Below are 26,539 nucleotides of genomic sequence, written 5' to 3' on the forward strand. Positions count from 1 at the left end.
ATGAGTGAATTGATTACCTCTCCCGCTGCCGTCCTGGCAGACAAGCTCGCCTCCCGCGAGGTCTCCGCAGTCGAGGTCACCCAGGCCCACCTGGACCGGATCGCTGAAGTCGACGGCGAGATCAACGCGTTCCTGCACGTCAACACCGATGAGGCGCTGGAAGTTGCCGCCGGTGTGGACAAGGCACGTGCCGCCGGTGAAGAACTGCACACCCTGGCCGGCGTTCCGATTGCCATCAAGGACCTGATCGTCACGGTCGGCCAGCCCACCACGGCGGGTTCGAAGATGCTCGAGGGCTGGATGAGCCCGTACGACGCAACGGTGATCTCCCGGATCCGTGCCGCCCGCATGCCGATGCTTGGAAAGACCAACCTGGATGAGTTCGCCATGGGCTCCTCCACTGAGCACTCCGCCTACGGTCCCACCCGCAACCCGTGGGACCTGGACCGCATTCCCGGCGGCTCCGGCGGCGGTTCGGCAGCAGCCGTTGCCGCTTTCGAAGCACCGCTGGCCCTCGGTACGGACACCGGCGGTTCAATCCGCCAGCCGGCATCCGTCACCGGTTCCGTGGGTGTGAAGCCCACCTACGGCGGGGTCTCCCGCTACGGTGCGATCGCCATGGCCTCCTCGCTGGACCAAATCGGCCCGGTCTCCCGGACTGTGCTGGACGCTGCCCTGCTGCAGGAAGTCATCGGCGGACACGACCCGCGTGACTCCACTTCCCTGACCGATCCCGTTGGAAACCTGGCGGAAGCTGCCCGCAACGGCAGTGTGGCCGGGATGCGCATCGGCGTTATCAAGGAACTGCAGGGCGAGGGTTACCAGCCCGGTGTACAGGCGCGCTTCAACGAGTCCCTGGAGCTGCTGAAGGACGCCGGAGCGGAGATCGTTGAGGTTTCCTGCCCCAACTTCAAGTACGCCCTGGGTGCCTACTACCTGATCATGCCTTCGGAGGCCTCCTCCAACCTGGCGAAGTACGACGGCGTCCGCTATGGCATGCGCCGCCTGCCCGCCGACCCGCCGCTCACCATTGAGCGCGTTATGGGCGCCACCCGCGCCGCCGGTTTCGGCGACGAGGTCAAGCGCCGCATCATCCTGGGCACCTACGCCCTCTCCGCCGGCTACTACGACGCCTACTACGGCTCGGCCCAGAAGGTCCGCACCCTGATCCAGCGCGACTTCAACGCCGCGTTTGCGCAGGCTGACGTGCTCATCTCCCCGACCTCGCCGAACACCGCGTTCAAGCTCGGCGAAAAGCTGGATGATCCGCTGGCCATGTACCTGAACGACGTCGCCACCATTCCGGCCAACATGGCCGGCGTTCCCGGCATCTCCATCCCCGGCGGCCTGGCCGACGGTCTGCCGGTTGGCATCCAGTTCCTGGCACCCGCCCGTGAAGACGTGCGCCTCTACCGTGCCGGTGCGGCACTTGAAGGCCTGCTGGAGCAGAAGTGGGGCGGCCCGCTGCTGGCCTCGGCACCCGTACTCGGAGGAGTGAAGTAATGTCCGTGCACACCATGGAAGAAACCGTGCCTTTTGACGAGGCCATGGAGAAGTACGATCCGGTACTCGGGTTCGAGGTCCACGTGGAGCTCAACACCAAGACCAAGATGTTCTCCGACGCCCCGAACGAGTTCGGTGATGTGCCGAACACCAACGTCACCCCCGTGGACCTTGGCCTGCCCGGCGTGCTGCCGGTGGTCAACAAGAAGGCAGTGGAGTACTCGATCCTGATTGGCCTGGCGCTGAACTGCAAGATCGCCGAATCCTGCACCTTTGCCCGGAAGCAGTACTTCTACCCGGATACCCCCAAGAACTTCCAGACCTCCCAGTACGAAGACCCCATTGCGTACGACGGCTGGCTGGACGTTGAGCTGGAGGACGGAACCGTGTTCCGCGTCGAGATCGAACGCGCGCACATGGAAGAGGACGCCGGAAAGCTCACCCACATGGGCGGCGCTGCCGGACGCATCCAGGGCGCCGACTTCTCCCTGGTGGACTACAACCGAGCCGGTGTTCCGCTGGTGGAAATCGTCACCAAGCCGATCGAGGGCGCCGGTTCCCGCGCACCCGAGCTCGCCAAGGCCTACGTGGCAGCCATCCGGGAAATCGTGAAGAACCTCGGTGTCTCCGACGCCAAGATGGAACGCGGCAACGTCCGCTGTGATGCCAACGTCTCGCTGCGCCCGCACGGCCAGGAAAAGTTCGGCACCCGCTCCGAGACCAAGAACGTGAACTCGCTGCGCGCAGTCGAACGCGCCGTCCGCTTCGAAATCCAGCGGCATGCTGCCGTGCTGGACTCCGGTGAGAAGGTTGTCCAGGAAACCCGTCACTGGCACGAGGACACGCGGTCCACCACTTCGGGCCGGCCCAAGTCCGACGCCGATGACTACCGGTACTTCCCGGAACCCGATCTGCTGCCCGTGGTCACCACCGAAGAGTGGATCGAGGAGCTGCGCTCCCGCCTGCCCGAGCCGCCGGCCGAGCGCCGCAAGCGGCTCAAGGCCGACTGGGGATACTCCGATGCCGAGTTCCGCGATGTGGTCAACGCCGGCGTCATGGAAGCCATCGAGGAGACTATCGCAGCCGGTGCCTCCGCCCAGGTGGCACGCAAGTGGTGGATGGGTGAAGTTGCCCGCCGCGCCAAGGAAGCCGAAGTGGATCCGGTGGATACCGGCGTCACCCCGGAACTGATCGTTGAACTGGACCGCCTGGTCCAGGCCGGCAAGATCAATGACAAGCTGGCCCGCCAGGTGCTCGACGGCGTGCTCGCCGGCGAAGGCACTCCGGAGGAAGTCATTGAGAAGCGCGGTCTCGCCGTCGTTTCCGACGACGGTGCCCTGCTCGAAGCCATCGATGCCGCCCTGGCAGCAGCGCCGGATGTCGCGGACAAGATCCGCGGCGGCAAGATCCAGGCTGTGGGCGCGATCGTCGGCGGCGTTATGAAGGCAACCCGCGGACAGGCCGACGCCGGCCGCGTTCGTGAGCTGATCCTGGAACGTCTGGGCGTCTCCGCCTAACGCTCTCCACCGTGCCGGCCCCGGCCCGGTGCTGACGGCCCATGCGGCCTGATGCACCGGAACGGGGCCGCCCGGCGTTAATACCCCTCCCGGAACCCACGGCACCGGGGTAGGGTGCTGGCATGCCCGGCGTTCCGTCCCAGCTCAGGGTGGATGCGGGCCTGGTGCGCGGCCTGCTGCAGAACCAGCAGCCGCACCTGGCCGACCTCCCTCTCCTTGAGGTGGGCGACGGATGGGTCAACCACGTTTTCAGGCTGGGCGGGGAGCACGCCGTGCGCCTGCCCCGGCGGGAAGACGCCGCCGCCCTGATGGCCAAGGAGCAGCAGTGGCTGCCTGCGCTGACCGCCGGACTGCAGACGGACACCTCAACCCCGGTCTACGCGGGTGTGCCGGAGGAGTCTTATCCCTATCCATGGACCGTCAGCGCCTGGTTCGATGGCCTGGACGTCTCCCTGCAGCCGCGGGACCGCAACGAATCCCTGGCCAGACCGCTCGCAGAGTTCCTGAATGCCTTTCACCGGCCGGCACCCCAGGATTACCCGCGCAACCCGGTGGTTGGCGGGCCACTCCTGTCGAGGGACGAAGCGGTCCAGGAGCGCCTTCACGCCGGGATGGTCCCGCGTGCCGCCCGCATCGGGGAACTGTGGGCTGAAGCAGTGCAGCTGCCGGGCTGGAATTCGGTGCCGCTCTGGCTGCATGGGGACCTGCACCCCGCCAACCTGATCGCCAGGGACGGAACGCTCCAGGCCATCATCGATTTCGGGGATCTCACCGCAGGGGACCCGGCAGCAGACCTTGCCGCTGCCTGGCTGGTTTTTGACGCGGCAGGGAGGCGGTCCTTCCGCAGTGCACTGGGAACGCAGTACGACGGCGATCCCTTCGTCTGGCTGCGGGCCCGCGGTTGGGCGCTGTGCGTGGCTTCGAACCTGCTGGCCGGTGCTCAGCGCCATCCGGGCCTGTACCTGGTGGGATCGGAGACTCTCATGGAGATCCTTACCGACGATCTCTCCTGGCTGTAGGGGCCGTGCCAGAATGAGCTATGCCCATCTCCTGGAGACACTCCGTCCGCGTCCAGACTGAAGGCGACGGGCACGTCACAGAGGACAGCTGCGGGTTTTCAGCATCGAGTGCCTGGGTGATCGACGGCGCTACCTCGCTGCTTCCGGAGCTGGACCTGCCCGGGGCGTCCAATCCTTCCTGGTATGCGCGGACACTGGACCTGCTGTTGGCGGAGAGCGCCGTAGCGGTGACTGGCCCGGCAGACACTGGTTCGGCAGCCGGCGGTGTGCTGGCCGAAGCACTCCGCAGGGTGGATAGGGTGGCAGAGGAACAGGCCGGCAGCGAACGCACCCGTTTTCCCAGCGCTGCCCTGGCCCTGGCACAGCTCACCGGGAACGGAGTTGAAGTGCTGGTACTAGCGGACTGCCATGTGGCGGTGGAACTGGAGGATACATCCGTGGTGCATGTGACGAGTGAACCTGCAGACCTTCGGGTCCACCGCGAACGCCCGGCCGATCCGGACCAGGCGCGGGAACTTCTGCGCCGCGACCGGGAGCTGCGCAACACCCCGGGAAGGCTGTGGGTGGCCCGGCGTGAACCGGAAGCGGTACAGCACGCCCATTTGGTGCGGCTGCCTGCGCCGCGCCGGGTGGTGCTGGCATCCGACGGCGCGTGGCGTGCTGTGGACCTGGGCCTGGTGGACAGTCCCTGCAGCTTCCTCCGGGCCGCCTCGACTCCCCTCGGTGCGCAGCAGCTGCTGCTTGAACTGCGCGAGCGGCAGGCGGCAGTAGGGGAAAAAGCCGACGACGCCACCATCCTGACGGTGGTGCCCGGTGCATAAGGCCAAAACTCCGGTCCTTGTTATTGGCGGAGGCATAGCCGGGCTGTCCCTCGCCTCCCGCATCGCCGGGGACACCGGCGTCGTACTCCTTGAAGCCGAGAATGAACTCGGTTACCACACCTCATCACGCTCCGCGCGGCAGCTCATTCCCAGCTACGGGCCGCCGGCTGTGCAGGACCTGACCGTGAGAACGCTGGCCCTGATCCGTGAACTCGAGGCAGACCTTCCCGAACCGATCCTGGTACCGCGGGCCTTTATGCTTGTGGGCACCGAAGAAGACGTGCGTGACCGTGCCAGCGGGCACATGCACCCCGTGACCATCGCGGAGGCAGCGGCACTTGCTCCGGAACTGGGCACCGGAACCTTCGAAGCCGCAGGACTGGACACCACCTCTGTCTCCTGCAACACCGACATCCTGCTGGACTGGCACCGCGCGCGGATCGAATCCTCCGGCGGACGCATCCTCACGGGACGCCGCGTGGACTCTGCCAGCCGGACCGGTGACGGTCTGTGGACCGTCACCGCGGGCGGAGAGTCCTTCACGGCAGAAGTAGTGGTGAATGCTGCAGGAGCCTGGGCCGACCCGGTCGCCGCGCTCTTCGGCGTCCGTGAACGCGGGCTGCAGCCCTACCGCCGGACAGCAGCAATTGTGGAGGCAGGCAACCCGCCTGCCGCAGACGGTCCGATGGTCGCCAGCGCGGAAGACACCTTCTATTACCGGCCGGACCTCGAGGGAGTGCTGATCTCGCCGTCCGAAGCCGTACCCAGTCCCGCTGAGGACGCCCGGCACCGGCCCGAGGACATTGCCGAGCTCATCTCCCTGGTCAATACCCTGACCGGCCTGGAGCTTGGACGCACCGTCCGGGCCTGGACCGGGCTGCGGACTGAGGCAGCGGACGGACTGCCCGTTGTGGGGTTCGACGACGCCGTTCCCGGGTTTTACTGGCTCGCCGGGCAGGGTGGCTACGGCTTCCAAACCTCTTCGGGAATTGCTGAATTTGCCGCTGCCCAGCTGCTCGGCCGGGACCCGGTTTTGGACGTCTCCGGGGCCCTTTCTCCAGCCCGTACGGGACTGTGACGAAAATCTCATCTTAACGGTGTAACGAATCGGTGAAACGGCCTGTGAATGGTCAAAGCAGGACGCACCTAAACCTAGAGTTGTAGGGCAGGGCGGCTCCGGCCATTTTCCCATTCCAGCCCTGCTGTTTGTGCTTTTGAGAGGTTTCGTCAGTGCCAGAAATATTGCCGCCGCAGTTCGCCGGTGTGCAGCAGCGTCCCTTCTACGTCAAAGCCCGTTCCGTGATCACCGCCGTGAGCGTCGTGTGGCTGGTCCTGGCGGTCGCTGGCTATGGTTCGTTTTCCGGCGGCACGACTTCCCTGGCCCTGTCCCTTGCCCTGATGTACGGCACCGGCGTGGCCATCCTGGTGGTCGCTTCAGCCCTGTACCGGCTGGTGAAGCGCTCCGCTGTCCGCCGGACCGAAAATGCCCCGCAGGACCACGCCGCCGCTGTCTTCGTGGACGCAACGCGGTTCGCGGCAGAAGAACTGAAGTTTGCGCTGGCCCCGTCCTGGTCCGGCAGCCGTCCGGCATCAGCCTGGCCGGCGGCGGTGCCGGCCACTGCCGGACTGGACTCTGCTGCTCAGCAGGAGTCCGCTCCGGCTGCGCACAAGCCCCTCAGCAAGCCCGATGTGAGCCGTCCGGCCGCCAAGGCAGCACCCGTTCAGGCCAAGACGGTCAAGCCAGGCGTGAGCCAGCAGGATGGCAAGGCTGCGTCCGTTGAGGCAAAGGCAAACAAGCCGGCCGCCGGCCGTCCGCAAGCCGGCCATCCGACCGTGAGCAAATCTGTGGTGAACAAGAAGGCAGCTGCCAAAAAGAAAAAGGGCAGCAAGCCGCGCCAGATCAAGCCGGGGACTGGTGTCCACCACCAGCGGCCGGCCAAGCAGGCGGAGTCTGGACTGAAGCGGGCGGCTTAGCCGGTCTCACTCTCAGGGAGTTGCCAGCTTGCTGACAGGAGCTTTCCAGACCGCTGTCCTAACGTAGTTAGTACCTCATAAGGGTGCGAGTGATGAATGGATAGCGTAGTGAACTATCCGGCGCCGGCAGACTAGGGTTGTTCCCCCCAACCAACCCACAGTCTGCCGGCGTTCTTCATGTCTGGACTCGTTTTTGTGAAACTTGGGGTTAGCCGGCGTCGAACCCGTTGAACTCACCGGTGGCGGGGGAGTGGCGTTCCTCCACGTTCTCAACGGCTCCGGGCGCCGAAGGTGAACGAACCCATTCCATGAGTCCGTCCAGGGCTGACGGCAAGCCCTCTGCGGTGATTGCCACGGAGCCATCGGCCTGGTTGATGACAGTTCCTGTCAGCCCCAGCTTCAGCGCCTGGCGCATCACCCGGTACCGAAACCCCACGCCCTGAACCAGACCGCTTACACGGGCGGTAACCCGGATCTGGTCCCTGGCGCTGCCTGACGGGCTCTGCGGTGAATTCATGTCCCGAAGCCTAGTGCAGCGGCTCTTCCAGCACACCGTTGGCTGCGTCCAGCAACGCTCCGCCGGCCACCAGCCGGTAGACGGCTTCAATCTCGGGGGCAAGGTAACGGTCGGGGCCAGGCCCCTGCACTACGGAACGCACCGCGGTTCGCACCGCCGTCGAGACCGGAGCGCTGCGCGAAGTGGCCAGACCGCCGTCGCGCATGTCCAGTGCCCGTGCGGAGGTGAGCACCTCCACTGCCAGAACCCGGGCCAGCCCGTCCAGGGCCCGGCGGAGCTTCAATCCCGCTGCCCATCCCATGGAGACGTGGTCTTCCTGCATGGCAGAGGACGGGATTGAATCCACGGAGGCGGGGACGGCCAGCCGCTTGAGTTCCGAGACAATGCCGGCCTGGGTGTACTGCGCAATCATGTGGCCGGAATCAACGCCGGGATCGTCGGCCAGGAAAGCGTTAAGGCCGTGGCTGCGGTTGCGGTCCAGGAACCGGTCTGTGCGCCGTTCGCTCATGGACGCAACGTCCGCAACGGCGATGGCCAGGAAATCCAGGACGTAGCCCACGGGAGCTCCGTGGAAGTTGCCGTTTGACTCCACCCGTCCGTCGACGGTCACAACGGGATTGTCCACAGCGGAGGCACGCTCACAGGCTGCAACATGCTCGGCATGGGCCAGGGTAGACCGGGCCGCCCCGTGAACCTGGGGCGCGCAGCGCAGCGAATAGGCATCCTGGACCCGGGTAAAGGTTCCGGTCTTCTGTTCCTCCACCAGGACTGACCCGTGCAGCACGGCACGGATGTTCGCTGCGGATTCGGCCTGGCCGGGCTGCGGGCGCAGGGCCTGGAGGTCAGCGGCGAAAACTGCGTCGGTTCCCAGGAGTCCTTCAACACTCATGGCTGCCGCAACGTCCGCGATGGTCAGCAGACGGTGCAGGTCCGCGATTGCCATGGTGAGCATTCCCAGCATGCCGTCCGTGCCGTTGATGAGCGCAAGGCCCTCCTTCTCCTGCAGCTCCAGGGGTTCCAGGCCAGCCGACACCAGGGCCTCGGCTGCGTCCTGTTCCCGCCCGTCGGCGTCGCGCACCCGTCCCTCGCCCATCAGGGCCAGGGCACAGTGGGAGAGAGGCGCCAGGTCACCGGAGCAGCCGAGCGAACCGTATTCACCGATGATCGGAGTCACTCCCGCGTTGAGCAGGCCGGCGTAGGCCTGGGCAACCGCGGGACGCACTCCGGTCCGCCCTGTCGCAAGGGTTGCCAGGCGGCCGAGCATCAGCGCACGGACTACCTCGCGGTCTACTTCCTGTCCGGACGACGCCGCGTGGCTGCGGACCAGGGACCGCTGGAGTGCAGTCCGCTGGCTGGCGGGAATCTGTTTGGTGGCCAGTGCCCCGAAGCCCGTGGAGACGCCATAGTGGGGTTTTGAATCAGCGGCCAGTGACTCGATGACGGACCGGGATGACTCCATCGCTGCCAGAACTTCGGAGGTGAGGGCGACCGGAGCGTTCTGCCGGGCGACGGCAAGGACGGCTTCCGGGTCCAGTGGCCCGGTGCCGATGTTCACGGTCAGGGCTGTCCCCGGAGCGGAATCCTGAGAAAAAAGAACCAAGACATCTTCCTGTCTGTTCGCTGCCGACGCTCAGCGTCGTACGCTGAAATGCCGCACAGTGGTATTGGCATTTCAATCAGTGAAATGCACTTGGCGGTTAACCGCAAGTGCGGGGCCAGCGGCCCGGGAACTCGATCAGGCACAATAGGCACATGCCCTCCGCCTCTGCTGACTCCGTGCCCGACGCCGGGACGCGGCGCAGGCTCAAAGTCGAAATCCTGATCGTACTGGGACTGTCCCTGGGGCAGTCGGGCGTGTACGCCGTCGTGCGCCTCTTGGACAAGATGACACAGGGGCCGCTGCAGGGACAGACCACCACGCTTAACCCGGTGCTGAATGACAGCCCGCTCTTTGACCTCGTCTACCAGCTGCTGGGCATCTTCTTCTCGCTGGTCCCGGTGGCGCTGGTCCTGTTTCTGCTGACCGAACCGGGGCGCTCAGCGTTCCGGCGGATCGGCTTCACCTTCTCCCGGCCGTTGCTGGACTTTGGGCTCGGCTTCGCACTCGCGGCCGTCATCGGCGTCGGGACATTGGGCGTTTACGCCGCAGGACGGGCAATGGGCATCACCACGGCCATCGTCCCGGCGGCCCTGGACACGTACTGGTGGACCCTTCCGGTCCTGGTGTTGTCCGCGATGCGCCATGCGGTCCTCGAAGAGGTCATTGTGGTCGGATACCTGTTCACCCGGCTGCGCGCGCTGGGATGGTCCGTACCCGCCATGATTCTGACCAGCGCCCTGATCCGGGCCAGCTACCACCTGTACCAGGGCATCGGTCCCGGGATTGGCAATTTCCTGATGGGACTGCTCTTCGGGTACGCCTACTACAAAACCAAGCGCGTGATGCCTTTGGTCATCGCCCATGCGCTAGTTGATATTGCAGGATTTGTCGGGTTCGCGCTCTTCGGATCCGCCATTGGAATTGGAGACTAACCCCTACATGCCATTGCTGACACCCTGGGGCGAAGCCCTGGACCCGGAGAACGTGCTGCCCGAATACCCGCGGCCCCAGCTGGTTCGTAGCGGCTGGACCAACCTCAACGGTTACTGGGACTACGCCTTCACCTCCGCTTCCCGGACCGCTGAGCCGGAGGACTGGGACGGAAAGATCCTGGTGCCGTTCTCGCCCGAGGCGTCGCTCTCCGGCGTCGAACGCCAGCTCCAGCCGGGCGATGCCCTCTGGTACCGGCGGACGTTCGCCCTCCCGGACGGACCGGGGGAACGGGTCATGCTGCATTTCGGGGCGGTTGACCAGAGCTGCGCGGTCTACGTTAACGGGCAGGAAGCAGGAACGCACGACGGCGGCTACCTCCCCTTCGCCTTCGATGTCACCGGCCTGCTGGGGGCAGGTCAGCAGGAGCTTGTGGTGCGGGTGCTGGACGGCACTGACACCAACGGGGCTTCCCGCGGCAAACAGAAGCTGGAACGCGGAGGCATCTGGTACACGGCGCAGTCAGGCATCTGGCAGACCGTGTGGCTGGAGAAGGTCCCGCAGACCTGGATCCGCGACGTGGTGATCACGCCGCTGGACTCCCTTGACGGCGTCGAAATCACTGTGGTTGCAGGCGGTAGTGCCCGGGAAGCTGGTGCCGTGGACGGTGCCGACGTCGAGTCTGGCGCCGCGGACGGCGGTGCGTTCGACTCTGACAAAGCGGTCCGCGACCTGCCTGCCCAAGTGACGGTCTATGCCGACGGGGTCGCTGTGGCAGCGGCCGCGTACATTCCCGGGGAACCCATACGGCTGGCCCTGCCGGACCCTCGGCTGTGGAGTCCGGAGGATCCATTCCTGTACGACGTACGGGTCCGACTGGGCACCGACGAGGTTCAGTCATACTTCGGCCTGCGGACGTTTGGGACCGGACCTGATTCGGCCGGGCACCAGCGGTTGCTGCTGAACGGCAAGCCATACCTGCACGCCGGCCTGCTGGACCAGGGCTATTGGCCCGACGGCCTCTATACGCCGCCGTCGGACGAGGCAATGGTGTTCGACATCCAGACTGCCAAGGACCTGGGCTTCAGCATGCTGCGAAAGCACATCAAGATCGAGCCGCTGCGCTGGTACCACCACTGTGACCGGATCGGCATGCTTGTCTGGCAGGACATGGTCAATGGCGGAATGGGCGAAGGCCGGGCCCCGGAACCGGTGCCCTTGCCCGGCAGAGGGAGCCGCAGCGATCGGCGGTATGTGAGGTTCGGGCGCAGCGACCCCGCCGGACGTGCTGCGTTCCGCAGGGAGATGGGCAGCGCCGTCGAACTGCTGAGGAGTGTTCCCAGCATCGCCGTCTGGGTTCCGTTCAACGAGGGCTGGGGGCAGTTCGACGCAGCGGACATTGCTGCGGAGCTGCGCGCGCTCGACCCCACCCGGAGCATAGACCATGCCAGCGGCTGGCACGACCAGGGTGCCGGCGACGCGAAGAGCCTGCACGTCTACGCCGTCCCGTTCCGCATCCGGCGGCGCTGGCAGCGTGATCCCCGGGCGATTGTGCTCTCCGAATACGGCGGTTTCAGTCTTCCTGTGGAGGGACACACCTGGAACAACAAGGTGTTCGGATACGGCAAGACCCTGCACAGCAGCGCCGAACTCGAACGGGCATACACCGCGCTGCACCGCACCCAGATCGAGCCTGCCTTGCAGCAGGGACTGGCTGCGACCGTGTACACCCAGCTCACCGACGTCGAGGACGAGGTCAACGGCCTGCTGACCTATGACCGCCGTGTCTTGAAGCTCGACGCCAATGTGGTGCGTGCCGTCAACGCCGACCTGGTGCGTGCTTTCTCCGGAAATTGAAAGGGTCGCGGCCTCATAGGCGCAACCGCGTAGCGGCAGGTTAGAGAGGACACTGTCATGCTGACCGGCGTGCGCCGGGCGGTGGCGAGGTTGTTCCAAGTTTGCCCAATCTTCGTGAGCGCGGGAGTCCTGCCCGAATCAGCAACTGTGCGAGTCCCTCGGGATGATCTGGCGGTCGGCTGGCCTCAACCCACATCCAGCGCACGAATCGAACGCCGGTAGCCCGGATAGCGTCCTCGCGTCGTTTCTCCTTTACGAGTGCCTGTTGGGTGTGCAGTATCCCGCCGTTTACCGAAGAACCATACTTGACGGCGCCGTCGAATTCCCCAACCAGATTTTGCTCCTCCCAGAAGAAATCCGTTCGGCCAAGCAGCTGTCCTCCAGACGAACGAAACTCACGCTGCAGGTCTGGTGGGGGAAAACCATAGCGATGCAGCAACGCCCGTGAATAGGACTCACCGGGCGATTCGGAGCGGGCATCCGCGAAGTCGATGACACGCCGGGCACGGGCACGTTTGGTGTGGGTGCGCAGCCCCTGTGCGAGGTCCCGCAGGGCAGTCCTCTCCAGGGGCGGCAATCCCTGGCAGTGGTCCGGACGGAGAACATGGTCCATAGCTGGAACGGCGTGTTCAAAGGGCAGATACGCAGCCATGTCCAGTGCTGTCTGGGCCCTGCCCGTGACGGCTATGCCGTCGATGGATGCGACCGGCTCCAGCAGCTCACGCTCAGCCCACCGAAGGTCTCCGCGGCTGCGTCCGTGTGTATCGGCTGGTGCAAGGAACATGACTTCCGGTGATGGTCCAACGGTGGGGATGCCCCAGATCGTTGCCGCTGATTGCTGTATGAGGACCCGCTGGGATTGTCCGGTCTGAGCAGCTGCGGCCAGCCGGACTCGTTCACGTTCCCAGGGCGCCAGGCTTCGCCAGTCGGATGCCGGGACATAAACGCCCTGTCGTAGGCGTACCAGCTCGCCGGAAGTGCATCTGCGTGCGAGGGTACGGCGGCACGTTCCGTCCAGATCCGCCTCGGCTGCAAACAAGAAGTTCAACGACATGCGCCAACCATGCTGCTCTTCTAGCTGGGTGTGGTCTTGGAAAGGTCGATCTGTGGAAAACGAAGCCGTGGGGAAACGGTGGAGTCGGTGGGCGGAAGCGAAGGCCGGGTCGTAACGAAAACCCTGCAGTTTGGGACATGCCTGCCAGTTTGGGACTTTCCTGACGCCGCGCCGCGCAGGAAAGTCCCAAACTGGCAGGGAAAGTCTCAAAGCGGAGGGAAACGCACTGATCACGTGTCCCGTGGTGCAGGGAAGTCCCGCAGTGCAGGGATCTGCTTGCATGTCATGTCTGAACCAGCGAGAAAGTCTCAAAGCGGAGGGTATTTGCTGGCCGCTGAGCCCGAAACAGTCGGGAAGTCACAAGGCAGCGGGTATTTGATGACCGTTGAGTCGAAACGGCAGGCTAAAGCCTCAGAACGGAAGAACGTCTTTTTGCACGGAAAACCCGCGGAAAATACGTCCCAATGCCCGGCACTCTGAAACAGTTCGGGGAGACCGTAGACCGGCTGTGTGTTGAGGGGTCCTCGAATTCGGGGGATTGCGGGCTGCATCCACGAAACGGTCTCGCATCGAAAACCCTCCACATTGGGACTTGCCCGCCAGTTTGGGACTTTCCTGCCGCGGCGCTGCGCAGGGTTGTCCCAAACAGGCAGAGTTGTCCCGAAGCGGAGCGAAATTGTGCCAGGGGTGTCCCAAAATCGCAGGGATGTCCCGAAGCGGAGAGAAATCGGCAAGCACCTCACCCATGCTGAAAACGCTCCAGTTTGGGAAAAATCGTCCCCGGCGTACCGGAGCGATTGTCACAAACCGGAGCGAATCAACCCAGAACTAGATCTCGACGAGACCCTTCTCCGTAGCGAAGGTGACAGACATGATGCCCGGGGTGCCCTTGGGGGAGACCCAGGTGACGTCCACGGATTCCAGCGGCTTCTCAACCGGCATACCCAGCCACTCGGTCACACGTTCGGCAGAGCCGGCGATCGTGAGCGACTCAAGGGAGACGGTTCCAGCGAAGGCACGGGACGGATGCAGGTCGGCCTTATCCTCATCCCAGCGGAGCATATACGGAACCTGCGGGTCTGCAATCAGTCCGTTGATGCCGATCTGGCGCCAGGTAAGTTCCTGGCCGTCGGGGAACTTGCGGTTGCCCGGAACGGAAGAGCGGCCAAGGCGTTCTTCGAAGGGAGCCAGGTCTTCCACGGCAACACACCAGCCCATCCAGCCGCCGCCGGCTTCAGAGCGTGCGCGCACGGCCTGCCCAAACGGAGCCTTGTCCGAGGCCGGATGGTTCAGTACCTCAACAACCTCAAGGTACTGGTGGTTGGCAAGGGGAATGATCATGTTGCGGGTGCCAAAGCGCGGGTGCACCCCGCCCTTGACGAAGTCGGTTTGAAGGGCAGCAGCAATGCGTTCCGTGGTGGCCAGCAGGCCGTCGGATTCGCAGGCATAAGAGACGTGATCCAGGCGCATGCGAACATCTTGGCACGTTGTGACCTGTGTCTCGACTAAGGCAAGCCTAAGCCGGGTAACACGTCTTTTTCATGCTGCGTCATATGGGTTGCGCAACTGCTGGGGGGTTGGTTCTATGGGTACAGGTCATGAGTGCCAGCAGATAGCCCCGGCTTGCTGGCCGGCAACCCTCCAACCGCGGTGGGGTGCCCCGGGTGAAGACCTGGCCGTACGCAAACAGGCGTACCGGCAAGCGCGGGCCACACGTGTCGCTTCGGTGTACTCCGAACCACACCCGGTGGGGCCCCTGGTCATAAAGGGAGCACAATGTCTGCCAACTGGTCCTTCGAAACCCGCCAGATCCATGCAGGTCAAGAGCCCGACGCCGTTACCGGCGCGCGCGCCCTGCCCATCTACCAAACCTCCTCCTTCGTCTTTCCCAGCGCCGAAGCGGCAGCAAACCGGTTCGCACTGGCTGAGCTGGAACCGATCTACACCCGGATTGGCAACCCCACCCAGGAAGCGGTGGAGAACCGTATCGCGTCCCTGGAAGGCGGACTCGGAGCGCTCCTCCTCGCCTCGGGCCAGGCGGCCGAAACCTACGCGATCCTCAACCTGGCGCAGGCCGGGGACCACGTTGTGGCCAGCCCCAGCCTCTACGGCGGCACCTACAACCTCTTCAAGCACACGTTCAAGAAGTTCGGAATCGACGTCACCTTCGTCGCCAACCCGGACAACCTGGACCAGTGGCGGGAAGCGGCCCGTCCCAACACCAAGGCGTTCTTCGGGGAAGTTGTTTCCAACCCCCGCCAGGACGTGCTGGACATTGAGGGGATCTCCGCCGTCGCGCATGAGGCAGGTATCCCGCTGATCGTGGACAGCACCCTGTCCACGCCGTACCTCATCCGGCCCATCGAATGGGGAGCGGACATCGTGGTGCATTCGGCGACCAAGTACCTGGGCGGGCACGGCACGGTAATCGCCGGCGCAATTGTGGACTCGGGCAACTTCGACTTCGGTGCGGATCCGGAGAAGTTCCCAGGCTTCAACACCCCGGACGAGAGCTACAACGGCCTGGTTTACGCCCGCGATCTTGGGGCCAACGGCGTGCTGGGCGCGAACCTGGCCTACATCCTCAAGGCACGCGTGCAGCTGCTGCGGGATCTTGGCTCCGCGCTGTCCCCGTTCAACGCCTTCCTCCTGGCACAGGGCCTGGAAACGCTGAGCCTGCGCATGGAGCGGCACGTTGAAAACGCCGCCGCCGTCGCACAGTGGCTGGAAGCGCACGACGACGTCATCTCAGTTGCGTACGCAGGCCTTGAGTCGAGCCCGTGGTACGAACGCGGCCGGAAATACGGCCCCCGCGGAACCGGAGCGATCGTGTCCTTCGAGATCGAGGGAGGTGTGGAAGCCGGTAAACGCTTCGTCGATGCGCTGGAGCTGCACTCCCACGTGGCGAACGTGGGAGACGTGCGCTCCCTGGTGATCCACCCGGCGTCGACCACTCACAGCCAGCTTGGCGCCGAGGCGCAGGCAGCAGCGGGCGTGAGCCCTGGACTGGTGCGTCTCTCGGTGGGACTTGAGCACATTGATGACATCATCGCGGACCTCGACGCCGGTTTCCGCGCAGCCAAGGGAGCATGAAGTACAGCGTGACCACCTATCCGCCGGCACCGCAGCACTCCGTCCGCACACTCGACGGGGTGCTGCAGTATGCCCCAATCGGTGACCTTGAACTGGAAACGGGAGGGGTGCTCCCGGACGTGGTCCTTGGCTACGAGACCTGGGGGACGCTGAACAGTGACGCGTCCAACGCCGTCCTGATTCCGCATGCCCTGACCGGCAGCACCCACGTAGCGCAGGGCAGCACGGACGAGCCCGGCTGGTGGGACGGGCTGGTGGGCCCGGGCAGGACCATCGACACCAACAGGTTCTACGTTGTCTCCATCAACATGGTCGGCGGCTGCTACGGGTCCACGGGCCCGGCGTCGGCGGACCCGGAAGGACTTCCGTGGGGATCCCGCTTCCCGTTCGTGACAATCCGGGATTCCGTGCACGCCGAAGCGCGCCTGGCCGACCAGTTGGGAATCCGCCGCTGGCATACGGTCCTGGGAGGATCCCTGGGCGGTGCACGGGCACTTGAATGGGCCGTCACGGAGCCGGAGCGGGTGGCCCGGTGCGCAGTGATAGCCGCGACGGCGGCAAGCACCGGTGAGCAGATTGCCTTTGCCCAGGCCCAGGTGGCAGCCATCCGGCTGGACCCGGATTACAACGGCGGGGACTACTACAACGGCCGTGCCCCGCTGGCCGGACTGGGCCTGGCCCGGCGGATTGCGCACATCACCTACCGCTCCGAGGCCGAGCTGCAGTACCGCTTCGGGAGGACGCCGCAGCCGGGGGAGGACCCGCTGGGGGCGGCACTGCCGGCGGAACGCGGGCGTTACCAGGTGGAGAGCTATCTGGATCATCAGGGTCAGAAGCTGGCCAGCCGGTTCGACGCGAACAGCTACGTCATCCTCACCGAGGCGCTGATGAGCCACGACGTCGCCCGCGGGCGCGGCAGCCTTACCGAAGCGCTCGCGGCTACTGAGTCACAGTTCCTGGTAGCTGCGGTGGATTCGGACCGGCTGTATTTCCCCGAGCAGTCCTTTGAACTGGCGGCGGCACTGCCCGGGGATAACAGCGTGCACCTCATCAGCGCCCCGATCGGCCATGACGGATTCCTAACTGATGTGCTGCAGCTCAGGGAAGTTTTGGAGCAGGACTTCTTCGCCTAGGAACTGCGCCGCACCATAAGTGGATGAACGGTACGGCACGGACCCGGCCGGCCCCGGCCGGAAGCCGGCACGGCGTCAGCTTCCTGTGGGCAGCCTGCATCCTGGGGCTCGTCCACGCGGGGTTCAGTGTGTACTGGGCCGTGGGCGGGGAGTGGCTGCTGGCTACGGTGGGACGGTTCGCCGTGCAGGCTGCCGAAGAAACCCCGGCGCAGTCCGCGCTGGTGCTGGGCGCAGCCGCACTGTCCAAGGCCGCGGCAGCAGTTATTCCACTGGCCGCCGCGTACGGCAGGTTTCCCTTTCCTCGCCTCGTCCGTGCCCTGAGCTGGGCAGGTGGAGCCGGACTGATTCTCTACGGCGGGGTGAACACGGCAGCCGCCTCGGCAGTGCTGGCAGGCTGGATCCCGGCAGGGCCCAACGCCGATATCGAGGGGCTGAGAGGCCACGCCTTACTGTGGGACCCGCTGTTCCTGGCCTGGGGAGCTTCACTGCTGGCCTACTTGTGGCTATCGAGGCGGCACCCGCAGCGGCCCGGCCCGGGGCACGCAGGCCCGGCCCATGAGAACCCCGGAGCAGGCTAGTCCTGGCTGGCCGGCGCTGCCCCCGCAGCTTCAGTGCCGGCGGCCTCGGAGGAGCCCTGCGGCATCCGGGTGCCAAAGAACGGTCCCGCGTCCGGGCGCTTGGGGGAAATGCCGTCCCCTGAAGAGCGGCGGCGCACCCGGCGCACCACCCATGGGACCAGGTACTCGCGGGCCCAGACCAGGTCTTCGGAACGCGCCGTCCGCCACTTCTTGGGCGGCAGCTCCTTGACCCGGGCAGGTTCCAGCGTGTGCGGCACGCCCAGCGTCTCCAGCACCATCGCGGCGATGGTCTGGTGCCCCAGGGGAGAGAAATGCAGCCGGTCGGGAGCCCACATCTGCGGATCACCCAGCTCCCGCAGCGCCCACATGTCAGCAATGACGGCGTCGTGCCGGACGGCAACCGTACGGAGGTTCTCGTTGTAGATGGCGACGCGGCCGCGGACGCTTCCCAGAACTGGCGTGGCGCCAATGTCAGGGCCGGTGAAAAGCACTACGGTGGCTCCGGTTTCCCGCAGCCGGGCGATGGTGGAGTCCATGGTTTCGGCGAGCCGGTCCGGGTCCCCTCCGGGACGGATGACGTCGTTGCCGCCGGCGCAGATGGTCACCAGATCCGGCTTCAAATCGATGGCCGGCTGAAGCTGTTCGGCAACAATCTGGTTGAGCAGCCGTCCGCGGATGGCGAGGTTGGCGTAAGCGAAGTCGGGATGGCCGGCTGCGAGTTCCTCCGCCAGCCGGTCGGCCCAGCCGCGGTTCCCTCCGGGACTCTCCGGGCTCGGGTCGCCGATCCCTTCCGTAAAAGAGTCCCCGATCGCGACGTACCGGTTGAACGGATGAGCCTGAGGCGAGGGGTGCCCTGCGGGCTCAGGAATCGGTTGCTCGGTGGGGACTGGCTGCACATTTTCGGTCACCAGACCATACTTGCCGGTCAGCGCCTGGCTACGCGACCGTAGGTTGCCCGGACTGCATGCCAGAATGGCATTTATGACTGAAATCTCTCCCTGGAACCCTGTTGTGCTGTTTTCAAAGCCCGAGGAGGAGCGGGCAGGGACCCCGCTGCTGGTCCTTTTCCACGGCTACCTGGCCAACGAGGAAGACCTTATGGGCCTGGCGGGGCACCTGCCGGAGGAATTCACCATCGCTTCCGTCCGTGCGCCGCAGGCATTGGGGCCGGGCTATTCCTGGTTCCCGCTGATGCACGAGCCGGACTACTCCGTGGACCGTGTGGTTTCGGCTGTCCAGGACGTCTCCGACTGGCTGGACGGAATGCGGGAACAGCACAGCAGTGTGTCCCTGCTGGGATTCTCCATGGGCATGGCGGTGGCCAGCACGCTGCTGCGGCACCGCCCCGAAGAGTTCGCCGCCGTCGTTGGTCTTTCAGGGTTTGTAGTGCCGGCCGAAGGCAACGGGTTCTTCCATGACGAGGAACTTGCCGCCCTGAAAGTGCCGTTCTTCTGGGGCCGGGACCAGGCCGACCCGGTCATTGACGCCGAGCGCATCGAGTACACCCACGCCTGGCTGAACGGCCACACCAAGCTCACGAAGGTGCTTTACGCCGGCATGGGCCACGGCATCAACATGCAGGAACTCGGACACGTGCGCGAGTTCCTTACACACACGGTCCTCGGCTCCCGGTAAGGAGTCAGCCGCCTGAGACGATCCGGATGGCCTGGCTGTTCACCTCGATGGTGTCGCCGGAGTGGAGCTGCCGGCCGCGGCGTTCCTCGATCTCGCCATTGACCTTCACCATCCCGTTCTCGATCAGTTCCTTGGCCTCAATGCCGTCCTCGGCAAGGTTGGCAAGTTTCAGTGCCTGGCCAAGGCGGATCATGTCATCGCGGATGGGCAGGTCCTGGGATTCGGTTGAGCTCATGGGACTATTCTGCCGGACAAAGCGCACGACGCCGGCACAGGCCCGGGTGCCTGCCGCACCCGGGTGCCGGTCAGGGCGGCACGGCAGCGGACAGGTTTGAGGAAGAATGCGTGCCCGGTTGTACTGTGAGACGGTGTCCCAGCCTGCCCGCCTTCCTGCCGCCGTCGGACTTCCAGTTGCCCTTGCCGCGGGGATAGCCATCCCTGCCCAGTCCCGGATCAACGGAGCGCTGGGCACCGCACTGGATGATTCCCTTGCTGCGGCACTGGTGAGTTTCGGCGTGGGCCTGGCCGTGATGATCCTGGTCAGCGCTGTGCTGCCAAGGGGCCGGGCGGGCTTCGCACAGATCCTGCCCGCCCTGCGTGAACGGCGGTTCCCGCGGGTCTACATTGTGGCTGGCGTGATCGGCGCCTGGTTCGTGCTGACCCAGACCATGACCATTGCCCTGCTTGGCGTCGCGGTGTTCACCGTCGCCACGGTCGCCGGCCAGACCCTCACCGGGCTGGTGGTGGACCGGATGGGTATTGGTCCCGGCGGTAAAAAGACGCTCACCCTTATGCGGGTGGTCGGCGCGGTCCTGACAATCGCCGCCGTCGCGTGGGCCGTCAGCCCAAAGCTCACCGATACCGGCGGAACGGGGGACTGGCTCCTGGCCGTGCTGCTGCCGCTGAGCGCCGGCATGGCCATGAGTTTCCAGCAGGCCATGAACGGCACCACGGGGATGCACTACGGCACACCCATCACCGCGACTCTGCTGAACTTTGTGTCCGGCTTCGCTGCACTGCTGGTTCTCTGGCTTATCAAGGTAGCCGTAGCCGGATTCGGCAACCCCCTGCCGGACACCTGGTGGTACTACCTCGGCGGGCCCATGGGGTGCATCTTCATTGGCGTCAGCGCCATGCTGGTCAAATCGCTCGGCGTCCTGCTGACCAGCCTGGGGCTCATTGGCGGGCAGCTGATCGGCTCCCTGCTGCTGGACATCTTCGTGCCGGCACCGGGATCAGTGGTGGTGGCCGCCACCGTGCTCGGTACCGCGCTCACACTGGCAGCGATTGTCGTCGCGACCCTTCCCTGGAACATGCCCGGTGTCCGTCTCGGCACGGGGCGCAGGCGGCCGCGAGCGCGCCGGTAGCAGCCTTTCGCTGCCGTGACCTTAAGCTGGTATCTATAGGTTTTGCCCTCCGCCATGCCCCGCGCACTTCCGCGCGGGAGGCTGAGCGGGTAAGGGATCAGAAGCGGACCGCACCCAGCGGCCTGCGCGAGAAGAAAGAACGGCGGTACCATTCCATGGCTTCGACCAAATCCAAACTGGATCCGATCATCTCCCTGGCTAAGCGCAGGGGCTTCGTCTTCCAGTCGGGTGAGATCTACGGTGGTTCGCGTTCCGCCTGGGATTACGGGCCCCTCGGCGTCGAGCTGAAGGAAAACATCAAGAAGCAGTGGTGGCAGTCCATGGTCCGCGGCCGCGACGACGTCGTAGGCCTGGATTCCGCGGTTATCCTCCCGCGCGCCGTCTGGGAAGCCTCCGGCCACGTTGAGGTCTTCTCCGACCCGCTGGTTGAGTGCCTGAGCTGCCACAAGCGCTACCGCGCTGACCACCTCGAAGAGGAATACGAAGAGAAGAAGGGCCGCGCACCGGACAACGGCCTGGCGGACATCGCCTGCGCCAACTGCGGCACCAAGGGCCAGTGGACGGAGCCGCAGGAATTCTCCGGCCTGCTCAAGACCTTCCTGGGCCCGGTGGCCAGTGAAGAAGGCATGCACTACCTGCGTCCGGAAACGGCCCAGGGCATCTTCGTGAACTTCAACAACGTGCTCACCACCTCCCGCAAGAAGCCGCCGTTCGGGATCGGCCAGATCGGCAAGAGCTTCCGCAACGAGATCACCCCGGGCAACTTCATCTTCCGTACCCGCGAGTTCGAGCAGATGGAGATGGAATTCTTCGTCGAGCCCGGCACGGATGAGGAATGGCACAAGTACTGGATCGAAACCCGGAAGAACTGGTACACGGACCTGGGCATCGACCCGGAGAACCTGCGCCTGTTCGAGCACCCGCTGGAGAAGCTCAGCCACTACTCCAAGGGCACTACGGACATTGAATACCGCTTCGGTTTCCAGGGCTCGGAATGGGGCGAGCTGGAAGGCATCGCCAACCGCACCGACTTTGACCTTGGCACCCACTCGAAGCACTCCGGCACTGACCTGAGCTACTTCAATCAGGCCACCAACGAGCGCTTCACGCCGTACGTCATTGAGCCCGCCGCCGGCCTGACCCGTTCCTTCATGGCGTTCCTGGTGGACGCCTACACCGAGGACGAGGCACCGAACGCGAAGGGCGGCGTGGACAAGCGCACCGTCCTGCGCCTGGATCCGCGCCTGGCCCCGGTCAAGGCTGCTGTGCTTCCGCTGAGCCGCAACGAAGACCTGTCCCCGAAGGCGAAGGAACTGGCCGCCCAGCTGCGCCGGAACTGGAACATCGACTTCGACGACGCCGGTGCCATTGGCCGCCGCTACCGCCGCCAGGACGAGATCGGTACCCCGTTCTGCATCACCGTGGACTTCGACACGCTCGAAGACCAGGCCGTAACCGTCCGCGAGCGGGACACCATGGCCCAGGAGCGCGTGAGCCTGGACAAGGTTGAGGGTTACCTCGCCGAACGGCTGATCGGCGCGTAATGGCGATCTCCTTCCGTGAATGGCGCGAGGACGACGACCTGGCGCTGATCCAGCTTTGGGGCGACCCCGAGACCGGTGAAGCCGCGCACTTCCGTTCTGTCCTGCGGCCGTCGGCCAACGAGCCGTGGAGCCGCTGCATCGTGGCGGAGGACGACGGCGTGCCGGTGGCTGCAGGGGTGGTCTACGAGACCAGCCTGCACCCGGACCGGCTGTGGGTGTACATCGAGGTAGCCCGGGAGAACCGGCGTGCCGGCCTCGGGTCCACCCTCCTGGGCATGCTGCGCAAGGAAGCCGAGAGTGCGCCGTCGGGCGTCACGAAGCTCCGTGCCAAGGTATCTCCGGATACCCCGGGTGCGGCGTTTGCTGCCGCCGCCGGGATGGAGCCCATCCAGCGTTCCCGCGCGGTGATCGTTGAACCGGGCAAGATCAAGCTGCCCGTCTTCGAGGACCACGGTCCGCAGCTGGAAGAAGCGGCGACCGGATCGGTGGAACTGACCCGCGCCGTCGCTGACTTCTACAACGCCGTCCATGACTGGGACCGGGCGGACATGGGAATCGGCCGTGCCCAGCAGATGCTGCTGCAGGAGGCCACCGGCGCGTCCGGTGCCGTGGTGCTGCGGGACAAGCCCAAGCATGAAGGCGGGAAGATCGCGGCTTTCGCCGTGAGCTACACCTCTGAGCGCACCGACGCCCCGGCGGACGTGCTGCTGGGCTGGGATACCGGGCTGGAGGAATCCGAGGCGGAAGCCGCAGTGGCCTCACTGCTGGCCATGCTCGCCTACCAGTACCCGGTGCAGCTGGAGGTCGATGACTCGATGACAGCTCTGGTTCGTGTCCTGGAGCCGCTCCTGGCCGCCGGCGCCGCACGGCAGGACGGTGCGGACACGCTGATCGTCAGCAGCTGATTCGTCCTTTATTTAACAACGACGGCGCCGGATCCCGCCCAGGGGTCCGGCGCCGTCGTTGTTTCTTGGGTGTTCTCAGGCAGTCAGCTGTCCGGAGAGTGTGAACAGCACCGAGTCGGCCACTTCCCCCAGGCTGCGCTCCGGAGCGAAGACGAGCCACTCGATGCCGCCCACCAGTACGGCGCCAAAGACGGTGCCAGCCATCAGTTCAGCATCCGGGCGTTCCGGGTGGGTCTGCCTGATCACTGCCACAAACTCGGCCAGCGCCTCCCGGCGGACCAGCTGGAGCGGGGTTTGCCAGGACCGGTCCGTCCGGAAGATCTCGGCCGCGATGAGCTTGGCCAGGGGCTGGTTCCCGGAAATCACCTCGAGCATGGCGGTAATCATTGAACTCAGGGCAGGAGCACCGGACCTGCCCTCGCGGGCCTGCCGCAGTGTCTCCGCCAGAGCGCCCACTCCGTCCAGGAGCAGCTGTTCAAAGAGCTTGTCCTTGGAAGAGAAGTTGTAATAGACGCTTCCCTTGGCGACGCCGGCGCGCACGGCAACGTCTTCCATGGTGGTGCCCGTTATCCCGTTCAGCGACGCCAGCTCCAGGGCGGCATCCAGAATCGACCGTTTGGTGCCTGATACCCGTGGCATGCAATGAGTCCTTTGTTTCTCCGGTGGTTCCCTTCGATCTTAGAGGTGCAGCTCAGGATGCAGGCGCTTGATCGTCCACATGCGCTGCCGGCCAGCGCTCAGCGAGCTCACCGCTACGCACATGGCAGTAAGGATGCCCAGGAACGCCACGGCGATCCACATACGGGCATCAACTCCGCCCGTAATCAGCGCACGAAGTCCGTTGACCACGTAGGTTGCGGGCATAAACGGGTGCAGGGCCTGGAAGAAGGCCGGTGTGGTTTCCACCGGGTACGTACCGCCGGAGGAGCTGAGCTGCAGCATCAGCAGCACCAGCGAGACCACACGTCCTGCTGCTGTGCCCAGCACGATGATGAGCATTTGCTGCAGCGCCAGGAACGCAACGGTGGTCAGGTACAGGAAGGCACCCGTGCCCAGCAGGTAGGCGGGATGGATCTCAAGGCCCCAGACCATCACGGCCATCATGATCAGTACCTGGCCCAGGCCAATGGCCAGGGCAGGGATGAGCCCGGTTGCCGCTGCCCGGAATCCGGAGACACCGGCAGCCAGTGCCCGGGTGGGAAGTGCGCGGAGGAGCAGCCAGGTAATCAGTGCGCCCACGAAGGTGGCCAGGGCCAGGAAGAAGGGCGCAAAGCCTTCGCCGAAGCTGTCCGCCTGGGTAGCGAAACCGGCGTCCAGTTCAACTGGATCAGCAGCTACTGCGGCTTTGGCATCGATGAGTGAGCCGTCATCCTGGGGGAGGGCGCTGCCTCCGTCAGCCAGTGCATCGGCAAGGGTGTGGCTGCCTGCCGACAGTTCGCCGGCGCCCTCGGAGAGCGAGGTGCCGCCGTCAACCAGTTTTCCGGCTCCGTCCGCCAGGTCGGTGGTGCCTCCGCTGAGGGTGGCTGCGCCCGCGTTCAGTTCAGCGGCGCCCCGGGCTGCTGCCTGCGCGCCGTCGTCCACCTGGGAAGCGCCCGCAGTGAGGTCCGCCGCACCCGCGGACAGCGCCGCAGCGCCGTCGGCTGCGGACTGTGCGCCTGCGGAGACCTGGGCGGCTCCGGCGGCGAGGTCTGAGCTGCCGGCTGCCAGCCTTCCGGCGCCGTCGGCGGCCTGTCCAATGCCGGCCTGCAGTGATTCGGTGCCGGAGGCGACCTGCTGTGCGCCCTCGGCCAGCGGCATCAGCTGGGCCAGCAGTGCGTTGTCAGGATCCTGTGCGGCCAGTCCGGCGACGAGCTGATCGAGTCCGGAGGAGACCTGGGCCGCACCCGTGTTCAGCTGACCGGCCTGCGGGACGGCGTCTCCGAGTTTGCCCGAAAGCGCGGAAAGGCTGGTGTCCAGCGTCTGTGCGCCCGAGGCCACATCGGCAGCGCCGTCGGACAGGGTGGCTGTGCCGGCCGAGAGGGACTGTGCCCCCGCAGACAGGTTGCTGCTTCCGGCGGAGAGGGCTGCGGTGCCGGAGGACAGGTCGGTCAGTCCGGCTGCCAGCGTGCCTGCTCCGGCAGAAAGCCTGAAGGCTCCGTCCTGCAGGGTAACCGTGCCGTCGGCCAGGCTGCCCAGACCTGCGGTCAGCTCTCCCGCTCCGGTGACGGCGGAGTCGATTCCTTCGCTCAGTTCACCGGCGCCGGCGGCGGCGTCGCGGAGGCCGGAACCGGCGTCGTTCAGGCCCACAAGAAGCGTGGAGGCAACCTGATTGCCCAGCTGGGAGGAAACAGCGGCCTGCACCTGTGCCATTGCCTGCTTGCCGAGCACGCCGGCCAGGAAGTTGTTGGAGTCGTTGTAGTCGACCTTGAGTTTTGCCGCCACCGGGTTGTCCGTGCCCACGGACACGGCGCTGGCGGAGAAATCCTCCGGGATGGTCAGCGAGAGGTAGTACGTGCCGTCGGAGACTCCGGCGGCAGCATCGGCAGCGTTCGTTGAATGCCAGTCCAGGTCAGCGCCGTCGAGCAGTTTTGTTTCAAGTTCGTCTCCGGCATTGAGGGCTTCCCCGTCCCGGTCTGCCCCCTTGTCCTCATTGACCAGGGCGACCGACAGCCCGTCCAGGTGCTTGTCCGGGGAGTCGAAGGCCCAGAGATACAGCGCGCCGTAGATCAGCGGAATGAACAGCATCACCACTACGGCGATTTTGGGCAGGGTTCCCCGCCTGAACCGGCTGAGTTCGGTGCCGGGTGAAAAGAGAGCAAACATCAGTGCGCCTCCTCGGCGATGAGCAGTGCGGAGGGCTGGATCTCGAGACCGCTCCACAACCGTGTTTCCAGGGACGCAGCACCAACGACGACGGCGGTGCCGTCTGCCGCGAGGGCCGCCAGCCGCTCCGTCACCAGGGCACGTGCCTCTTCGCTGTGGACCTGTTCAATGTCGTCAACGAAGAGGACGCGGGGACGGGACAGCATGGCCAGGGAGATGCGCAGCAGGAACTGTTCTGCCTCTCCGAGGTTCCAGATCACGGTGTTCCCGGCCGGCACCGGCGTGCTGCTGCCGAAAACGGGGCCGCAGGCCCGGGCGGCCTGGCGGTCAGAAACCTTGGGAACGAACTGCCACCACGGTGCGAGCCAGGCCAGGCGCTCGCGGAGGGCCTGGCCGACGGTGACGCCGGGCTCCAGGTCATCAATGTCGCGGAACCCGGCAATCGCGGTCTCTTTCTGGACCTGGCGGGCGGCCCGGGGGAGGGCATGGCCAAGGACCTCGAGGGAGCCGCTGCCGGCTTTCATCCGTCCGGCAAGGGTGAGGAGGAGGCTGGTCCGGCCGCTGCCGGCGGGGCCGCACACCACGCTGAGTGGATCGGCCACGGTGAAACTTAGCGGGCCGTAGACGCGGCCCCGCGCGGCGGCGAGGCTGAGCCCCTCCGCTGAGATAAGCGGTTGCACGTAGGTGCCT

At 65.5% G+C, this 26,539-nt stretch carries 24 protein-coding genes and 1 riboswitch; of the genes, 15 read left to right on the forward strand and 9 right to left on the reverse strand.

Going from position 1 to position 26,539, the window contains the following annotated elements; translation table 11 throughout:
• The 6 genes from gatA to AO716_RS07850 all read left to right on the forward strand — a co-directional run bounded on the left by gatA (position 1) and on the right by AO716_RS07850 (position 6,834).
• Entirely contained in the window at positions 1-1,503 is a 1,503-nt protein-coding gene (gene gatA, locus AO716_RS07825) for an Asp-tRNA(Asn)/Glu-tRNA(Gln) amidotransferase subunit GatA (protein WP_055240370.1), read from the forward strand.
• Positions 1,503-3,020, forward strand: coding sequence for an Asp-tRNA(Asn)/Glu-tRNA(Gln) amidotransferase subunit GatB (gatB, locus tag AO716_RS07830; protein WP_055240371.1), 1,518 nt, complete (start codon positions 1,503-1,505; stop codon positions 3,018-3,020). The genes gatA and gatB overlap by 1 nt, the downstream gene beginning before the upstream one ends.
• Before the next feature lie 122 nt (positions 3,021-3,142).
• Positions 3,143-4,039 (forward strand): aminoglycoside phosphotransferase family protein, encoded by an 897-nt coding sequence (locus AO716_RS07835; RefSeq protein ID WP_055240372.1) that lies wholly within the window; start codon positions 3,143-3,145, stop codon positions 4,037-4,039.
• A 20-nt stretch (positions 4,040-4,059) separates the two neighbouring features.
• Positions 4,060-4,860, forward strand: coding sequence for a protein phosphatase 2C domain-containing protein (locus AO716_RS07840; protein ID WP_055240373.1), 801 nt, complete (start codon positions 4,060-4,062; stop codon positions 4,858-4,860).
• Complete coding sequence (locus tag AO716_RS07845) at positions 4,853-5,938, forward strand: NAD(P)/FAD-dependent oxidoreductase (RefSeq protein WP_055240374.1); 1,086 nt, start codon at positions 4,853-4,855, stop codon at positions 5,936-5,938. The genes AO716_RS07840 and AO716_RS07845 overlap by 8 nt, the downstream gene beginning before the upstream one ends.
• A 152-nt stretch (positions 5,939-6,090) precedes the next feature.
• Entirely contained in the window at positions 6,091-6,834 is a 744-nt protein-coding gene (locus AO716_RS07850) for a hypothetical protein (protein WP_152969910.1), read from the forward strand.
• Between the two features lie 208 nt (positions 6,835-7,042).
• Here the strand turns inward: AO716_RS07850 and AO716_RS07855 are convergent, their stop codons facing one another.
• Positions 7,043-7,351 carry an acylphosphatase gene (locus AO716_RS07855; protein ID WP_055240376.1) on the reverse strand — a complete coding sequence of 103 codons (309 nt, stop codon included), beginning with the start codon at positions 7,349-7,351 and terminating at the stop codon, positions 7,043-7,045.
• Between the two features lie 10 nt (positions 7,352-7,361).
• On the reverse strand, positions 7,362-8,951 hold the full coding sequence (gene hutH / locus AO716_RS07860; RefSeq protein ID WP_055240377.1) for a histidine ammonia-lyase: 1,590 nt from the start codon (positions 8,949-8,951) through the stop codon (positions 7,362-7,364).
• A 152-nt stretch (positions 8,952-9,103) separates the two neighbouring features.
• Between hutH and AO716_RS07865 the strand changes: the two genes are divergently transcribed.
• Positions 9,104-9,883, forward strand: coding sequence for a CPBP family intramembrane glutamic endopeptidase (locus tag AO716_RS07865; protein ID WP_055240378.1), 780 nt, complete (start codon positions 9,104-9,106; stop codon positions 9,881-9,883).
• A 7-nt stretch (positions 9,884-9,890) separates the two neighbouring features.
• Entirely contained in the window at positions 9,891-11,738 is a 1,848-nt protein-coding gene (locus AO716_RS07870) for a glycoside hydrolase family 2 protein (protein WP_055240379.1), read from the forward strand.
• A 55-nt stretch (positions 11,739-11,793) separates the two neighbouring features.
• On the opposite strand, the gene AO716_RS17260 is transcribed toward AO716_RS07870, so the two are convergent.
• Complete coding sequence (locus AO716_RS17260) at positions 11,794-12,792, reverse strand: hypothetical protein (protein WP_152969911.1); 999 nt, start codon at positions 12,790-12,792, stop codon at positions 11,794-11,796.
• 828 nt (positions 12,793-13,620) lie between these two features.
• Complete coding sequence (locus AO716_RS07880; RefSeq protein ID WP_055240381.1) at positions 13,621-14,262, reverse strand: VOC family protein; 642 nt, start codon at positions 14,260-14,262, stop codon at positions 13,621-13,623.
• Between the two features lie 124 nt (positions 14,263-14,386).
• Positions 14,387-14,503: riboswitch (SAM riboswitch) on the forward strand.
• Positions 14,504-14,568: 65 nt separating this feature from the next.
• On the opposite strand from AO716_RS07880, the gene AO716_RS07885 reads away from it, so the two are divergent.
• The 3 genes from AO716_RS07885 to AO716_RS07895 are packed head-to-tail and all read left to right on the forward strand — an operon-like array spanning position 14,569 to position 17,596.
• Positions 14,569-15,885 carry a bifunctional o-acetylhomoserine/o-acetylserine sulfhydrylase gene (locus AO716_RS07885; RefSeq protein ID WP_055240382.1) on the forward strand — a complete coding sequence of 439 codons (1,317 nt, stop codon included), beginning with the start codon at positions 14,569-14,571 and terminating at the stop codon, positions 15,883-15,885.
• Positions 15,882-17,018, forward strand: coding sequence for a homoserine O-acetyltransferase MetX (gene metX / locus AO716_RS07890; RefSeq protein ID WP_055240383.1), 1,137 nt, complete (start codon positions 15,882-15,884; stop codon positions 17,016-17,018). Before AO716_RS07885 ends, metX begins: the two co-directional genes overlap by 4 nt.
• Before the next feature lie 23 nt (positions 17,019-17,041).
• The gene (locus tag AO716_RS07895) at positions 17,042-17,596 is read left to right on the forward strand and encodes a DUF3995 domain-containing protein (RefSeq protein ID WP_082413431.1); all 555 of its coding nucleotides are present in this window, start codon (positions 17,042-17,044) and stop codon (positions 17,594-17,596) included.
• Here AO716_RS07895 and AO716_RS07900 read toward each other — a convergent pair.
• Positions 17,593-18,465, reverse strand: a complete 873-nt coding sequence (locus AO716_RS07900) for an SGNH/GDSL hydrolase family protein (protein WP_055242021.1) — start codon at positions 18,463-18,465, stop codon at positions 17,593-17,595. The two genes, AO716_RS07895 and AO716_RS07900, sit on opposite strands and share 4 nt — an antisense overlap.
• Positions 18,466-18,577: 112 nt before the next feature.
• Here AO716_RS07900 and AO716_RS07905 point away from each other — a divergent pair, with 112 nt between their 5' ends.
• Entirely contained in the window at positions 18,578-19,231 is a 654-nt protein-coding gene (locus AO716_RS07905; RefSeq protein ID WP_055240384.1) for an alpha/beta hydrolase, read from the forward strand.
• Positions 19,232-19,235: 4 nt separating this feature from the next.
• Here AO716_RS07905 and AO716_RS07910 read toward each other — a convergent pair whose 3' ends face one another.
• Entirely contained in the window at positions 19,236-19,466 is a 231-nt protein-coding gene (locus AO716_RS07910; protein ID WP_055240385.1) for an RNA-binding S4 domain-containing protein, read from the reverse strand.
• A gap of 133 nt (positions 19,467-19,599) precedes the next feature.
• On the opposite strand from AO716_RS07910, the gene AO716_RS07915 reads away from it, so the two are divergent.
• The 3 genes from AO716_RS07915 to AO716_RS07925 all read left to right on the forward strand — a co-directional run bounded on the left by AO716_RS07915 (position 19,600) and on the right by AO716_RS07925 (position 23,047).
• Complete coding sequence (locus AO716_RS07915; RefSeq protein WP_055240386.1) at positions 19,600-20,598, forward strand: DMT family transporter; 999 nt, start codon at positions 19,600-19,602, stop codon at positions 20,596-20,598.
• Between the two features lie 155 nt (positions 20,599-20,753).
• Positions 20,754-22,142 carry a glycine--tRNA ligase gene (locus AO716_RS07920; protein ID WP_055240387.1) on the forward strand — a complete coding sequence of 463 codons (1,389 nt, stop codon included), beginning with the start codon at positions 20,754-20,756 and terminating at the stop codon, positions 22,140-22,142.
• Complete coding sequence (locus AO716_RS07925; protein WP_055240388.1) at positions 22,142-23,047, forward strand: GNAT family N-acetyltransferase; 906 nt, start codon at positions 22,142-22,144, stop codon at positions 23,045-23,047. The genes AO716_RS07920 and AO716_RS07925 overlap by 1 nt, the downstream gene beginning before the upstream one ends.
• A 75-nt stretch (positions 23,048-23,122) precedes the next feature.
• On the opposite strand, the gene AO716_RS07930 is transcribed toward AO716_RS07925, so the two are convergent.
• From AO716_RS07930 to AO716_RS07940, 3 genes are read right to left on the reverse strand one after another with little or no spacing between them, the layout of a single operon-like run.
• On the reverse strand, positions 23,123-23,686 hold the full coding sequence (locus tag AO716_RS07930) for a TetR/AcrR family transcriptional regulator (RefSeq protein ID WP_055240389.1): 564 nt from the start codon (positions 23,684-23,686) through the stop codon (positions 23,123-23,125).
• 39 nt (positions 23,687-23,725) lie between these two features.
• Positions 23,726-25,849, reverse strand: a complete 2,124-nt coding sequence (locus AO716_RS07935; RefSeq protein ID WP_055240390.1) for a YhgE/Pip family protein — start codon at positions 25,847-25,849, stop codon at positions 23,726-23,728.
• Complete coding sequence (locus tag AO716_RS07940; RefSeq protein WP_055240391.1) at positions 25,849-26,529, reverse strand: ATP-binding cassette domain-containing protein; 681 nt, start codon at positions 26,527-26,529, stop codon at positions 25,849-25,851. The genes AO716_RS07935 and AO716_RS07940 overlap by 1 nt, the downstream gene beginning before the upstream one ends.
• Positions 26,530-26,539 lie beyond the last annotated feature (10 nt).

Origin of the sequence: Arthrobacter sp. Edens01 (assembly GCF_001307035.1) — a bacterium.
In the GTDB taxonomy this organism is placed as follows: domain Bacteria; phylum Actinomycetota; class Actinomycetes; order Actinomycetales; family Micrococcaceae; genus Arthrobacter_B.